The sequence below is a fragment of the Pseudomonas parafulva genome, from assembly GCF_000800255.1.
Taxonomy (GTDB): domain Bacteria; phylum Pseudomonadota; class Gammaproteobacteria; order Pseudomonadales; family Pseudomonadaceae; genus Aquipseudomonas; species Aquipseudomonas boreofloridensis.
This window is the reverse complement of sequence record NZ_CP009747.1, coordinates 2,714,976-2,728,069: the sequence shown is the minus strand read 5'-3', so window position 1 is coordinate 2,728,069 and position 13,094 is coordinate 2,714,976. Positions and strand designations below refer to the sequence as shown.

Annotated in this window: 15 protein-coding genes and 1 pseudogene; 7 read left to right on the top strand and 9 right to left on the bottom strand. The window is 64.3% G+C overall.

Annotated features, from left to right (window positions below):
* Window positions 1–9: 9 nt before the first annotated feature.
* Both NJ69_RS23185 and NJ69_RS23180 read left to right on the top strand, forming a co-directional pair.
* A pseudogene (locus NJ69_RS23185) lies at window positions 10–1,089 on the top strand (HAMP domain-containing protein); the annotation flags it as partial.
* A complete protein-coding gene (locus NJ69_RS23180; RefSeq protein ID WP_432416636.1) occupies window positions 1,078–1,953 on the top strand; it encodes a methyl-accepting chemotaxis protein in 876 nt (291 codons plus the stop codon). The pseudogene NJ69_RS23185 and the gene NJ69_RS23180, both read left to right, overlap by 12 nt.
* Before the next feature lie 67 nt (window positions 1,954–2,020).
* Here NJ69_RS23180 and NJ69_RS11625 read toward each other — a convergent pair whose 3' ends face one another.
* Window positions 2,021–3,214: a benzoate/H(+) symporter BenE family transporter gene (locus NJ69_RS11625; protein WP_039579208.1), complete on the bottom strand. Its 1,194-nt coding sequence runs from the start codon at window positions 3,212–3,214 to the stop codon at window positions 2,021–2,023.
* Window positions 3,215–3,356: 142 nt separating this feature from the next.
* Here NJ69_RS11625 and NJ69_RS11620 point away from each other — a divergent pair, with 142 nt between their 5' ends.
* The gene (locus NJ69_RS11620) at window positions 3,357–3,959 is read left to right on the top strand and encodes a glutathione S-transferase family protein (protein WP_039579205.1); all 603 of its coding nucleotides are present in this window, start codon (window positions 3,357–3,359) and stop codon (window positions 3,957–3,959) included.
* 1 nt (window position 3,960) lies between these two features.
* Here the strand turns inward: NJ69_RS11620 and NJ69_RS11615 are convergent, their stop codons facing one another.
* From NJ69_RS11615 to NJ69_RS11595, 5 genes are all read right to left on the bottom strand, one after another.
* Entirely contained in the window at window positions 3,961–4,332 is a 372-nt protein-coding gene (locus NJ69_RS11615) for a glutaredoxin family protein (RefSeq protein ID WP_039579203.1), read from the bottom strand.
* Window positions 4,333–4,408: 76 nt separating this feature from the next.
* Entirely contained in the window at window positions 4,409–4,954 is a 546-nt protein-coding gene (folE, locus tag NJ69_RS11610) for a GTP cyclohydrolase I FolE (protein ID WP_039579200.1), read from the bottom strand.
* A 67-nt stretch (window positions 4,955–5,021) separates the two neighbouring features.
* Window positions 5,022–5,582 carry a Smr/MutS family protein gene (locus tag NJ69_RS11605; protein WP_039579196.1) on the bottom strand — a complete coding sequence of 187 codons (561 nt, stop codon included), beginning with the start codon at window positions 5,580–5,582 and terminating at the stop codon, window positions 5,022–5,024.
* Between the two features lie 88 nt (window positions 5,583–5,670).
* Window positions 5,671–5,991 (bottom strand): hypothetical protein, encoded by a 321-nt coding sequence (locus NJ69_RS11600; protein ID WP_039579194.1) that lies wholly within the window; start codon window positions 5,989–5,991, stop codon window positions 5,671–5,673.
* Between the two features lie 79 nt (window positions 5,992–6,070).
* The gene (locus NJ69_RS11595; RefSeq protein ID WP_039579192.1) at window positions 6,071–6,661 is read right to left on the bottom strand and encodes a cysteine hydrolase family protein; all 591 of its coding nucleotides are present in this window, start codon (window positions 6,659–6,661) and stop codon (window positions 6,071–6,073) included.
* Between the two features lie 177 nt (window positions 6,662–6,838).
* Between NJ69_RS11595 and prmB the strand changes: the two genes are divergently transcribed.
* Window positions 6,839–7,747, top strand: coding sequence for a 50S ribosomal protein L3 N(5)-glutamine methyltransferase (gene prmB, locus NJ69_RS11590; protein ID WP_039579190.1), 909 nt, complete (start codon window positions 6,839–6,841; stop codon window positions 7,745–7,747).
* A gap of 37 nt (window positions 7,748–7,784) precedes the next feature.
* Here prmB and NJ69_RS11585 read toward each other — a convergent pair whose 3' ends face one another.
* Both NJ69_RS11585 and NJ69_RS11580 read right to left on the bottom strand, forming a co-directional pair.
* A complete protein-coding gene (locus NJ69_RS11585; protein WP_039579187.1) occupies window positions 7,785–8,567 on the bottom strand; it encodes a hypothetical protein in 783 nt (260 codons plus the stop codon).
* Between the two features lie 111 nt (window positions 8,568–8,678).
* Window positions 8,679–9,635 carry an alpha/beta hydrolase gene (locus tag NJ69_RS11580; protein ID WP_039579184.1) on the bottom strand — a complete coding sequence of 319 codons (957 nt, stop codon included), beginning with the start codon at window positions 9,633–9,635 and terminating at the stop codon, window positions 8,679–8,681.
* 135 nt (window positions 9,636–9,770) lie between these two features.
* Here NJ69_RS11580 and aroC point away from each other — a divergent pair, with 135 nt between their 5' ends.
* From aroC to NJ69_RS11565, 3 genes are all read left to right on the top strand, one after another.
* Window positions 9,771–10,862: a chorismate synthase gene (gene aroC / locus NJ69_RS11575; protein WP_039579181.1), complete on the top strand. Its 1,092-nt coding sequence runs from the start codon at window positions 9,771–9,773 to the stop codon at window positions 10,860–10,862.
* Between the two features lie 68 nt (window positions 10,863–10,930).
* Window positions 10,931–12,085, top strand: coding sequence for an MFS transporter (locus NJ69_RS11570; RefSeq protein ID WP_039579177.1), 1,155 nt, complete (start codon window positions 10,931–10,933; stop codon window positions 12,083–12,085).
* Window positions 12,085–12,615 carry an oxidase gene (locus NJ69_RS11565; protein ID WP_039579175.1) on the top strand — a complete coding sequence of 177 codons (531 nt, stop codon included), beginning with the start codon at window positions 12,085–12,087 and terminating at the stop codon, window positions 12,613–12,615. The genes NJ69_RS11570 and NJ69_RS11565 overlap by 1 nt, the downstream gene beginning before the upstream one ends.
* Before the next feature lie 87 nt (window positions 12,616–12,702).
* Here NJ69_RS11565 and NJ69_RS11560 read toward each other — a convergent pair whose 3' ends face one another.
* Entirely contained in the window at window positions 12,703–12,975 is a 273-nt protein-coding gene (locus NJ69_RS11560; protein WP_029613749.1) for a DUF3509 domain-containing protein, read from the bottom strand.
* Between the last annotated feature and the right edge of the window lie 119 nt (window positions 12,976–13,094).

Below are 13,094 nucleotides of genomic sequence, written 5' to 3'. Positions count from 1 at the left end.
GGAGTGGCGATGACGTCGACCAAGCGCGGTAGTCTGGCCAACCTGGGCATGGCCCGCAAACTCGGCCTGGGCTTTGCTCTGGTACTGCTGCTGACGTTGGCCGTGGCGGCCATCGGCATCCAGGCCTTGAGCAAGGTCGGCCAGCGTTTCGACGCGTTGCACCAGATGGGCGAGGTCAAGGCCAATCTGCTCAGCCTGCGCCAGCACGAACAGGCCTTCGCCTTGCGCTCGGACATCAAGCAAGCCGAGGCACTGCGCGCCGGCCTGCAGGCATTGATCGAACGCATCCGGGGCATTCCCCTATTGGCGGCGAGCGAAGCCGACCTGCATGCCTACGGCCAGGCATTCGATGCGTTCGTCGAGGCGGTGCAGGGCAAGGAGCTGGCGCTGGACACCGCTGCGTGGTCGGTCTCCAGTGTGGCCGGTAACCTCGATGTGCTGCAGTCGGGCTTGGCCGACGATGGCGCCGATGCCCTCAAGCAATCCCAAGGCCAGCAGGGCAGCGAGATGCTCGAACAATCCACCCAAGTGGCGCAGGTCTCGCGCTTGATGCTGCAGGCCATGGATGCTGCGCGGGTGCGCCTGGAGCAGGCACGCAAAGGCGATGAGTCGATTGACCAAGGGCGCATCGCGCAGACCGTCGAGGCCGCGAATCTGGTCGATGAGCTCAAGACAGCGGTTGCCGACACCAGTTACCAGAGCCTGCTCGGTGAGGTGGCCGGCCATATCGCCTCGTTCTCCGAAAAGCTCGATGAGTACACGGCCGAACTGGGCAAGGAGCAGGACATCAAGGCGCAGTTGCAGGCCAGCGCCGCACAGGTCACGGCACGCATCGACCAGGCTTACGATGCGCAGCAGGCGGCGATGCGCCAGGAGCTGACTCACAATACGCTGGCCATCGCGCTGGCCACGGCATTGGCCTTGCTGGTCGGGATCGTCGCCGCCTGGCTGATCACCCGCGCCGTGGTAGCGCCGCTCAAACGTGTGATCGCCAGTGCGCAGCGCATTGCCGCAGGGGATCTGTTGGTCGATGCGCAGGTCGCCGGGCGCGACGAGGTGGGCCAGTTGACCCTGGCCATGCAGCAGATGGCCGCTGGGCTGTCGAGCATCGTCAGTGGTTTGCAGCAGGGCATCGAACAATTGGCTGGTAATGCTCAGGCATTGTCAGCGGTGACCGAGCAGACCAATCGCGAGGTCGGCAGTCAGAAAGAGGAAACCGAGCAGGTCGCCACCGCCATGCAGCAGATGACGGCTACGGTGCACGATGTGGCGCGCAACGCCGAGGAAGCGGCCCAGGCGGCCCAGCAGGCCGATGACAAGGTCGAGTCCGGTCAGCAGGTGGTGCGCCAGAGCATGCAGCGTATCGAGCAACTGGCGCAGGCGGCGGAAACCGCCAGTGCCGGCATCGACAGCCTGAGTGCCGAGATTCACACCATTGGCGATGTGCTGGAAGTGATCAAGAGCGTGGCCGAGCAAACCAACCTGCTGGCGCTCAATGCGGCTATCGAAGCAGCGCGTGCTGGTGAGCAGGGTCGCGGTTTCGCGGTGGTCGCCGACGAAGTGCGTGCGTTGGCGCGCCGCACCCGTCAATCGACCGAGGAAATTGAGCGTTTGGTGGCGAGCCTGCGCGGCAACGCGCAGCAGTCGGTGACGCAGATCCGTGGCAGTACCGAGTTGGTGCGTCTGGCGGTGGCCGATGCGCTGCACACCGAAAGTGCCCTGGGCAGCATCGCGGCTGCCGTGTCATTGATTCAGCAGATGAACCAGCAGATCGCCGCAGCGGCCGAGCAACAGAGCTCGGTGGCCGAAGAGATCAGCCGCAGCGTCACGCAGATTCGCGGCAGCGCCGATCAGGCGGCGCTGGCCATGCAGGACACGGCGCGCTCGAGCGTCGAGTTGGCGCAGTTGGGCGATGAACTCAAGGGGATGGTGGGGCACTTCAGGCTGCATTGAGAGGCTGTAGTAGTCTCTTCGTGTCGCGCCCCGCGATCCCAGGGAGGGTCCATCGCCGGCGTGATGTTCATCCGGCCTTGCGCGGACTCAGAATCATCAAGGTGATCACTCCCGCCACGATGCCCCAGAACGCCGACCCGATGGAAAACAGCGTCAGCCCCGAGGCCGTCACCATGAAGGTGATCAGTGCCGCTTCGCGCTCGCGGGCCTCGCTCATGGCCACGCTCAGGCCGTTCATGATCGATCCGAACAGCGCCAGGGCCGCGATCGACAGCACCAGTTCCCTGGGCAGCGCGGCGAACAATGCCGCCAGTGTGGCGCCGAAGACCCCGGCGATACCGTAGAAAATCCCGCACCAGACGGCAGCGGTGTAGCGCTTGGCCGGATCCTCGTGGGCGTGTGGGCCGGTGCAGATTGCGGCGCTGATCGCTGCCAGGTTGACGCCGTGGGCGCCGAAGGGGGCCAGCACCAGCGAGGCCAGGCCGGTGGCCGAGATCAGCGGCGAGGCGGGCACCTGGTAGCCGTCGGCGCGCAGCACGGCCACACCGGGCATGTTTTGCGAAGTCATCGCCACCACGAACAGCGGGATGGCGATGCTGATGGTCGCCGCCAGCGAAAAACTCGGTGTGGTCCACACCGGCCGTGCCACTTGCAAGTCGAAGTGACTGAAGTCCAGCAAGCCCAAGGCGCCGGACAATGCGCTGCCGACCAGCAGGGCGGCGAGCACGCAGTAGCGCGGTGACAGGCGCTTGACCAACAGGTAGCTGAAGAACATGCCCAGCACCAGCAGGGTGCGATGTTGCGCAGCGACGAAGATTTCGCTGCCGATCTTGAACAGGATGCCGGCCAGCAGGGCCGAGGCCATCGACGCGGGAATGCGGCGAACCAGGCGCTCGAAGCTGCCGGTCATTCCGCAGATCACCACCAGCGCGGCGCAGGTGACGTAGGCACCGATGGCCTCGGCGTAATTGACCCCACCCAGGCTGGTAATCAGCAGCGCCGCGCCCGGTGTCGACCAGGCCACGGTGATCGGCGTGCGATAGCGCAGCGACAGGCCGATGCTGCACACCGCCATGCCGATCGACAGCGCCCAGATCCAGGAGGAGATCTGCGCATTGCTCAGGCCGGCGGCCTGGCCGGCCTGGAACATCAGCACCAGCGAACTGGTGTAGCCGGTGAGCATGGCGATGAAGCCGGCCACCACGGCCGACGGCGAGCTGTCGGCCAGTGGACGCAGGGGCGTGGAAGTGGCGTCGGTCACGGTGCATTCCTTGTGCAATGGGGCATTTCGCGCAGACTAACGCGCAGCGACCTGCCGCGCGCCATACAGCGACCATTGCATTTAGCCGTACAGTCCTCAACTATGGAGCGCTGACTTGCAGCTGCGCAGGAGGGGAGGGGCGATGTACAAGGTGTATGGGGACTATCAGTCAGGCAACTGCTACAAGGTCAAGTTGATGCTCAGTCTGCTGGGACGGCCGTGTGAGTGGCACCCGGTGGACATTCTCAAGGGCGAAACCGAAACACCGGAATTTCTCGCGCGCAATCCCAACGGCAAGGTTCCCGTGCTGGAGCTCGAAGACGGTACCTGCCTGTGGGAATCCAACGCCATTCTCAATTTTCTCGCCGATGGCAGCGAGTTTCTGCCCACCGAGCCGCGTTTGCGTACCCAGGTGCTGCAATGGCAGTTTTTCGAGCAGTACAGCCATGAGCCCTACATCGCGGTAGCGCGCTTCATCCAGTTCTACCTGGGGCTGCCGCAGGAGCGCCTGGAGGAATACCGCAAGCTGCACAAGGGCGGCTACAAGGCGCTGAGGGTCATGGAACGGCAGTTGCACATGACGCCGTACCTGGTGGGCGAGCAGTACTCGATCGCCGATGTCGCGCTCTATGCCTATACCCATGTGGCCCACCAGGGCGGCTTCGATCTGGCCGAGTATCCCGCCGTGCGCGCCTGGCTGGAGCGGGTCGCCAGTCATCCCCGGCACGTGCCGATGGTGGGCTGACTCAGATCGAGCCGAAGCGCTTGTCCAAGTAGGCGATGATGTCGTTGGACTCGTACATCCAGGTGGTCTTGCCGTCTTCCTCGATACGCAGGCACGGCACTTTCACCCGCCCGCCGCCGTCTTGCAGTGCTTGACGGTGCTGCGGGTCGTTCTTCGCATCGCGCAGTGCCACCGGCACGTTGAGCCGGTGCAGGGCGCGGCGGGTCTTGACGCAGAACGGGCAGGCATGGAACTGGTACAGCGCCAGCCCTTTGGCCTGCTGCTCGACCTGGGCCTGGGCGGCGGCGTCACGCTTGCGCTTGGCCGGGCGGCTGATCCAGTCGCCGAACACGATGAGCTGGCCGAGGCCGACCCGCAGAGCTTTGACGATCATGGGCTACTCCTGAGCTTGGGGGCACGAAGGCCAAATAAAAAGCCGACCCGAGGGGCCGGCTTGAGGTCGACGCCGATCACTTGATCAGGCTGAGGAATTCACTGCGGGTGGCGGCATTGGCACGGAATTCACCAAGCATCACCGAGGTGATCATGCTGGAATTCTGCTTTTCCACACCGCGCATCATCATGCACATGTGCTTGGCCTCGATGACCACGGCCACACCGGCTGCGCCAGTGACCTGCGAGATGGCCTCGGCGATCTGACGGCTGAGGTTCTCCTGGATCTGCAGGCGACGTGCGTACATGTCGACGATCCGTGCCACCTTGGACAGTCCCAGCACCTTGCCCTTGGGCAGATAGGCCACATGGGCCTTGCCGATGAACGGCAGCATGTGGTGCTCGCACATCGAATACAGCTCGATATCGCGGACCAGCACCATTTCGCTGTTGTCGGAAGTGAACAACGCGCCGTTGGTGACTTCTTCCAAGGTTTGCTCATAACCGCGGCAAAGGTACTTCATGGCCTTCGCGGCCCGCTTGGGCGTGTCGAGCAGGCCCTCGCGGGAGACGTCCTCGCCAATCTGGCTGAGGATCTCGGTGTAGTTCTGTTCCAGGGACATGGATCTACCTGTGGGAAAAAACGCAAAAACGAAGGGTACGGCGGCGCACGCGGCGCTGCAAGCGCGATTACTCGTCGCGGCCTTCGAGCATGGTCCGCTTGAGCATCACGTAGAGCGCACCCGTGCCACCATGGCGGGCCTGGCACGACGCGAATCCAAGCACCTGCGGGTGCTGGCGCAACCAGGTGTTGACGTGGCTCTTGATCATCGGCCGCTTGCCATCCAGGCGGGCCGCCTTGCCGTGGGTGACCCGCACACAGCGTACTTCCAGGCGGGTGGCTTCGGCGATGAAGGCCCACAGCGTCTCGCGGGCGCGCTCGACGGTCATGCCATGCAGGTCGAGGCTGCCTTCGAAGGCGATCTGGCCAAGCTTGAGCTTGCGGATCTGGCTTTCCTGAACGCCGTCACGGCGCCACATGAGCTCGTCTTCAGCACCCACGTCGATGACGAACTGGTCCGACAGACCGTCGACCACCAGCGCTTGGCCGGTGCGCACGCTGGCGGCCTGACGCAGGCCGGCCAGTTGCGTGCGGTCAGCCTTGGGCTTGCCCACTTCGGCACGGTCATGAGCGATGGGCTTGACGCCGCGCACTTCGCTGCGGAAGAGGGAAAAGTCGTCGTCTTGCATGGGAGCCTCCACGTGGGCGGCGTAGTCTACGCGATCGGCGCTGGGTCGTCAGCAGACGCGCCAGCGCACGCCTCGGCGTGTGGGGGCTTCAGTCGTGTTTCTTCATCAGGTGCGGCGACAGGTTGAGATCGCGACTGCGGCGCAGGCGAATGCGGCTCAGGCGCCAGAAGCGCACACCCAGGTAGAGCAGCAGCAGGCCGAGCGCGACGAGAATCGCCGCGAGGCTGTGATTGGCGTTCAACTCGGCCAGGGCTTCGTAGTTGCCCAGCAGGCCCGCAATGCCCGCCATGGCCAGAAGAATGCCCACTGTGGCCAGCAGCGCCGACAGTGCAGCCGCCAGGCGCACGCCCCAGTTGCCCGCTTGGTGTGGGCGCAGGCGTTTGGCATCGAAACTGCCTTTGAGCTTCATTCCGTATTCCTCTCTCGGTATCGGAATTCGACCTGCGCCGACCCGTGCGGTTCCGCCCGACGGCCGGGCGCTGGGGCGATCAGATCAGGCTGTCGGTGGGCGCTACGCAGGCGAAGTTGTCGGCCATGACTGCCATCTCGCTGCGGTGAATCTGCGCGGCCGGGATGACCGTGTCCTTGAACGCCAGGTCGCGGGTGGCGGAGGCGTCTTCGACCAGCGTGCAGCGGTAGCCGTAGTCCTTGGCGCGGCGCACGGTGGTGCTGACGCTGGAGTGGCTCATGAAGCCGCAGACGATCAGGTCCAGGTGGCCGAGCCGCTGCAAGGTTTCGTGCAGGATGGTGTTCTTGAAGGCATTGGGCATGCGCTTTTCGATGACCACTTCGTCACCCTGTGGCTCCAGGCCCGGGATGAACTCCCCGGCAGGGCCCTGTGGGTCGAAGCGTCCGCCCACCGTACCGAGGTGGCGGACATGAATGATCGGGCGACCGGCCTTGCGGGCCGCGTCGAGCAACCGGGCAATGTTCGCCACGGCCTCGTCCATGCCCGAGAGTGCCAGCGGACCGCTGAGGTACTCCTTCTGCGCGTCGATGACGATCAGGCTGGCTTGGCTCAACCGGGCCGGCGGGTAGTCGCGACCGGTGAGGCGGAACATCGTGGTTGGAACGGACATCGAGGGCTCCTCGGGAAGGGCTTACATCGCGCTATTGTCACTTGCCCAGGCGCCAATGTGAATGGTTGACAACGCAGACGGCGCCGTTACTGGCCTGTGGCTACCTGAGCGGCGGGCGATGGAACATTTCAGCCAGTGGGCTGGTAGACTTTTGCCCAGTCTGAAAAGGAGTACTTTGTGATCACTTCCCGCCTGCGCACCCTGCGCGACCATATTCGCTGGGCTGTCAGCCGTTTCCATGAGCATGAGCTGTTCTTCGGCCATGGTGCCGACAACGCCTGGGACGAGGCCCGCCTGCTGGTGCTGGGGGCCGTGCATCTGCCCTGGCAGATGGCTGACAGCTACCTGGACTGCCAGTTGGAAGATGACGAGCGCGTGCGTCTGCAGCACCTGCTCAAGCGCCGCATCGAAGAACGTGTGCCCACCGCATACCTGCTGGGCGAAGCCTGGTTCTGCGGCATGTCGTTCATCGTCGACGAACGCGTACTGGTGCCGCGCTCACCGATTGGCGAACTGATCGAGAAGCGCTTCGAGCCCTGGCTGGCCAGTGAGCCGGCGCGCATTCTCGACCTGTGCACGGGGTCCGGCTGCATCGGCATCGTCGCGGCTGACGTCTTCCAGGACGCCGAGGTGGTACTGGCCGACCTGTCGTTCGACGCCCTGGAAGTGGCCAACCGCAATATCGAGCGTCATGGCCTGGAGCAGCGCGTCTTCACGGTGCAGGGCGATGGCTTCGCCGCCCTGCCGGGACAGCGCTTCGACCTGATCCTGTCCAATCCGCCGTATGTGGATGCCGAGGATTTCGCCGACATGCCCGCCGAATACCAGCACGAACCGGAGTTGGGCCTGGCGTGCGGCAACGATGGGCTGGACCTGGTACGGCGCATGCTCGCCGAGGCGGCCGATCACCTGACGGAAAAGGGCTTGCTGATCGTCGAAGTGGGCAACAGCCAGGTGCATGTCGAAACCCTGTACCCGGAAGTGGATTTCACCTGGCTGGACTTCGAGCGTGGTGGCCATGGCGTGTTCATGCTCACGGCGCAGCAGTGCCGCAACCATCAGGAACTGTTCGTCTCGCGGGTCTAGGACCAGGCCTGGCGGGCGTGTGGCCCGCCAGGCACATTCAGCGTGTGGCGATCCAGATCAGCAGGCCTGCCTGAAAGACTGCAAAGGCCACCAGGCAGGTAATGGTGAAGCGCAGCCCGCTGTCCTCGCGGCGATACTTGGCCACACGCTCGTCACGCTCGCGCAGTTGCACGTCTTTCTCATGCAGTTTCTGATCGGCCTGCTGCAGCAGCGTCGCAGCCTCGAGCATGTCGACGCGCTGCAGCTTGTCGTTGCTCCAGCCGCCCTTGAGCTGGCCCACGGACGTTTCCACGGTACGCGCCTTGAGCGTCTGGCCATCGGCGTATTCCACCTCGATGCCAACGCTGCGCAACACATGGTCGCGACGCAAGCGGGTGTCCTCGTTGAGGGCATCCTTGTTCGGCAATGCCATGCCTTCGACGCGATAGTGCGACCACTTGCGTTGCAGCCACTGCACGGCCTGGGTCAGCAAGTACCGGCCCAGACCACGATTGAGCGGCTCGAGTTGCAGGCCGGCCGGATCGCCGATGCGCACCAGGTGCTGCTCATGGTCGACGCGCACGTCCAGTCGATTCTGTTCCTTGCGCACCTTCTGTGCGGGCAGCAGAATTTCCAGGCGCAACAGGCTGTTGGCCTTGTCATGCCGTTCGGCATAGCCCAGTTGGACGAAGCGCAGCGGTCGCGCGCCGGTGCTGCGGTCGGTGGGCAGCGGCGCCAGGCGCAGCAACTGGAAGTGCTCGGCGGTCAGGTCCGCCCAGGGCAGCGGGGGGCTTTCGGGCGGTTGTTGTTCGGTCGCCTCGGTGGCGGGAGTATCGGTCATCAGGCCATCCTCGATTGCGTGGGTCGGTGACAGCCAAGCGCCTGGCCCGGTTTCACCGCCTGTTGCCCTGCGTTATCGGCAGGGCGGGGCAAGACCTGAGGAGGGTGTCGATCAGGCCGACTGCAATTGCTTGATGAACGCGACGATGCGTTCGCCCAGCTCGCGGGCCAGGGGCAGGTCAGGGTTGCTGTAGCTGTCGCGCTGCGCGCTCATGGCCTTGGGACTGATGCGCAGCATGTGGTTCATGCCGTCGATCAATACCAGTTGCGCATCGGGTTTCGCCGCCTTGAGGCGTTCGGCGTCTTCGACCTCGACCTGCACGTCGTTACGCCCCTGCACGATCAGCGCCGGCACCTGCAACTGAGCGAACGCTTGGGCGGGATCCTGGCGGAACAACGAGATCAAGTAGGGTTGCACCGTCGGGCGGAACACTTCGCGCAAAGGCGCCGGCACGTCCAGGCTGGTCTGCCCGGCCTGCAGGCGATCGAGCAGGCGATTGCCGCGGGCCAGTTGCGCCGGTGACAGGCGCTGGGCGAGCTGCTCGCGCAACACGTCGGCGATGGGGCGTCCGCTGCCGGCCAGGGTGATCACGGCGCGGGCATCGGCTTGTGGCGCGGCGAGGCTGGCGATCAGCGCGCCTTCGCTATGGCCAATCAGAATCAGCGGCCCGAAGCGCGGGTCGGACTGCAGCAGATGCGCCCAAGCCACCACGTCGGCGACATAGCCCTCCACGCTCAGGTCGCGCTCGTCCGGCGCGGCAGGGCGGCTGGTCGCGACGCCGCGTTTGTCGTAGCGCACGCTGGCGATGCCTTGGCTGGCGAGCAGTTGCGCCAAGCGCTTGAGGTTGTCGATGCGTCCCGAGGCGGGGTTGTTGCCGTCGCGGTCGGTGGGACCGGATCCGGAAATGATCAAGGCCACCGGCACGGGCGTGTCCTGCTGGGGCAGCAGCAGGCTGCCATGCAGCACGCCAGTGCCGGTGTCCAGGTCGATGGGGCGTTTGATGACGGTGGCGGCGCTGGCCTGGGCCAGGCCGGTGCAGAACAGCAGGAACAGGGCGACGAAGCGCATCGGCGAATACTGCGTGGGGAGATGCTCGCTTTGACCGGGGGGCCAAGCGAAGGTTCTCGGGTTTTTTGTCGCAGGGGCGCGGCTTTCCGTATACTGGCGACCTTCTCAAGTTCAGGCTGATTTCGCGGAGCGTCCATGTCCGGCAATACCTACGGCAAGCTGTTCACCGTCACCACCGCAGGCGAGAGCCATGGTCCCGCGCTGGTCGCCATCGTCGACGGCTGCCCGCCCGGTCTGGACATCACCCTGGCCGACCTGCAACATGACCTGGATCGGCGCAAGCCCGGCACCAGCCGCCACACCACCCAGCGTCAGGAGGCCGACGAAGTCGAGATTCTTTCCGGGGTATTCGAGGGGCGCACCACCGGTTGCTCGATTGGTCTGCTGATCCGCAATACTGATCAGAAATCCAAGGACTACTCGGCGATCAAGGATCTGTTCCGCCCGGCCCACGCCGACTACACCTATCACCACAAGTACGGTGAGCGCGACTACCGCGGCGGTGGCCGCAGCTCGGCGCGCGAAACCGCCATGCGCGTGGCGGCCGGTGCCATCGCCAAGAAATTCCTGGCGACCCAGGGTATTCGCGTGCGCGGCTACATGAGCCAGTTGGGTCCGATCGCGATTCCGTTCAAGACCTGGGACAGCGTCGAGCAGAACGCGTTCTTCTGCCCGGACCCGGACAAGGTGCCGGAACTGGAGGCCTACATGGACCAGTTGCGCCGCGACCAGGATTCGGTCGGTGCCAAGATCACCGTGGTCGCCGAAGGGGTGATGCCTGGCCTTGGCGAGCCGATATTCGACCGTCTGGATGCCGAGTTGGCCCACGCCCTGATGAGCATCAATGCGGTGAAAGGCGTCGAGATCGGCGCCGGTTTCGCCAGCATTGCCCAGCGGGGCAGCGAGCACCGCGACGAGATGACGCCCGAGGGCTTCCTCAGCAACAACGCGGGCGGCATTCTTGGCGGCATTTCTTCGGGTCAGCCGATCGTGGCCCATCTGGCGCTCAAGCCGACCTCCAGCATCACCATTCCCGGACGCTCCATCGATGTCGATGGCAATGCGGTGGAGGTGGTGACCAAGGGCCGTCATGATCCCTGCGTGGGCATTCGGGCCACGCCCATCGCCGAGGCCATGATGGCGATCGCCTTGATGGATCACCTGCTGCGCCACCGCGCGCAGAACGCCGATGTGAAGGTGACCACGCCGGTACTCGGTCTGCGCTGATCCACATGCTGCGGCTCTGTCGCACCCCGGTGTGACGGAGTCGGCGCAGGTTATTCCCAGGTCCACCCATGTCTTCCATTCCCTACTGGCGCCTGTCCAGCTTTTACCTCAGCTACTTCGCCCTGTTGGGCGCCACTGCACCGTTCCTGGCCCTGTACTTCGATCATCTGGGGTTTGCTCCGGCACGCATCGGCGAGCTAGTGGCCATTCCCATGCTCATGCGCTGCGTGGCCCCGAACTTGTGGGGGTGGCTGGGTGATCGCAGCGGTCGCCGGCTGTTGATCGTGCGCCTGGGCGCACTGTGCACGCTGGGTGCGTTTTCGCTGATCTTCTTCGCCAAGAGCTACGCCTGGCTGGCGCTGGTCATGGCCTTGCATGCGTTTTTCTGGCATGCCGTGTTGCCGCAGTTCGAGGTGATCACCCTGGCTCACCTGCATGGCCAGACCTCGCGCTACAGCCAGGTCAGGCTGTGGGGTTCGATCGGCTTCATTCTCGCTGTCGTGGGCCTGGGACGATTGTTCGAGTGGTTGAGCCTGGATATCTACCCGCTGGCGGTGGTGGGCATCATGGCCGGCATCCTCGTCGCCAGCCTTTGGGTACCCAATGCGCAGCCGGCGGAGCATGCAGTGAGACCTGCTGGCGAAGGCTTTCTGGCACAGCTGCGGGCTCCGGGCGTGTTGGCGTTCTATGGGTGCGTGGCACTGATGCAATTCAGTCATGGGCCTTACTACACGTTCCTCACCCTGCATCTGGAGCACTTGGGCTACAGCCGTGGCGCCATCGGCCTGCTGTGGGCGCTGGGGGTGGTGGCCGAGGTGCTGATGTTCCTGTCGATGAGCCGGGTGTTCGCGCGCTCGAGCATACGCGCTGTGCTGCTGGTGAGCTTCCTGCTTGCCACACTGCGCTGGCTGCTATTGGGCAGCCTGGCCGAAGTGCCGGCCGTGCTGATTTTCGCGCAATTGCTGCACGCGGCGACCTTTGGTTGCTTTCATGCCGCGGCCATCGCCTTCGTCCAGTCCAGCTTCGGGGCGCGGCAACAGGGGCAAGGGCAGGCGTTGTACGCTGCGCTTTCCGGAACCGGCGGCGCGTTGGGTGCACTGTTCTCCGGTTATGCCTGGAGCGGCCTGGGCCCGTCATTCACCTTTGGTATGGCCAGCCTCGCGGCGCTGGCCGCAGCCGTTATCATTGCCCGCCATTGTCCACCGAGCAGGAGCAGCCCCTGATGAGCATTCTCAGCGTTTTCCAGTGCAGCAGCCCACAGCTGCCGTACAAGGTGCTGACCCACCACGACGACATCGTTGCAACGTTGGCCGAACATGGCGTGCGGTTCGCCCACCAGAGTCTCCCGTGGTCTATCCGGCCAGGTAATGCCCAGCAACAGGTTCGCGACGAGGCGGGTGAGTGGATCGATGGGCTAATGGCTGAGCATGGCGCCACATCATGGACGTTGCTCGATTGTGAGGAAGAATTGCCGGACGCTGGCGGCTGGCGCGAGGAGCACGTTCACAACGCGCTTGAGGTGTTTGCCGTGATGGCGGGGCGTGCTCAGGTCAGCCTGCGGGTAGGCGATGAGGTGTTCGCAGTATTGTGCGAGAGGGGCGATATTCTGCACGTGCCAGCCGAAATACGGCGCTGGATCGACCTGGGGGACAGGCCGTTCTGCCTGGCGCTGCGCCTCATCGGGACCGGTCAGCCCGCGAAATTCACAGGGGATAACGTGTGCCGCGAACTTCCGGGGATGGCTGAGCTCTAACGCTCCACGCAACGATCGCGGGGTACTCCTGCTCCAGCGCAGTCCCTTCGTGGGAGCAGGAGTGCCTCGCGAACCCGGTGGCCACGCTCAACGGTAGGTTGGCAGGGCGAAGCGTTGTTGGCTTTGCAGCATGGAAATGACGGGCAATTCGCTCGCCTGCTCGGCCAGATCGCGGCGGATGGCGCTGATGGCCCAGGACAGTTGCTCGGCGCTGTGCAGTTGTGCGTAAGAGAGCACGCGGCGGGTCACGGTACCGTCAGCAGCGCGCAGCGTCAGCAGGATGCCACCGTCCGGGCGGGACTTGGTGTCGACCTGGTAAGCGGAAAAGACCGAGACGAATTTTTCCTGGATAAGGTCCATTAGCAACTCCTGATGTGTAAGCGTTGGCAATCGTGGAGTAATGATTGCAGTCACCGTGCCAGGATTCGGACTTTGTTATTTTCCTTTAAAATCAATGACTTATTACTGATTTCCATAAA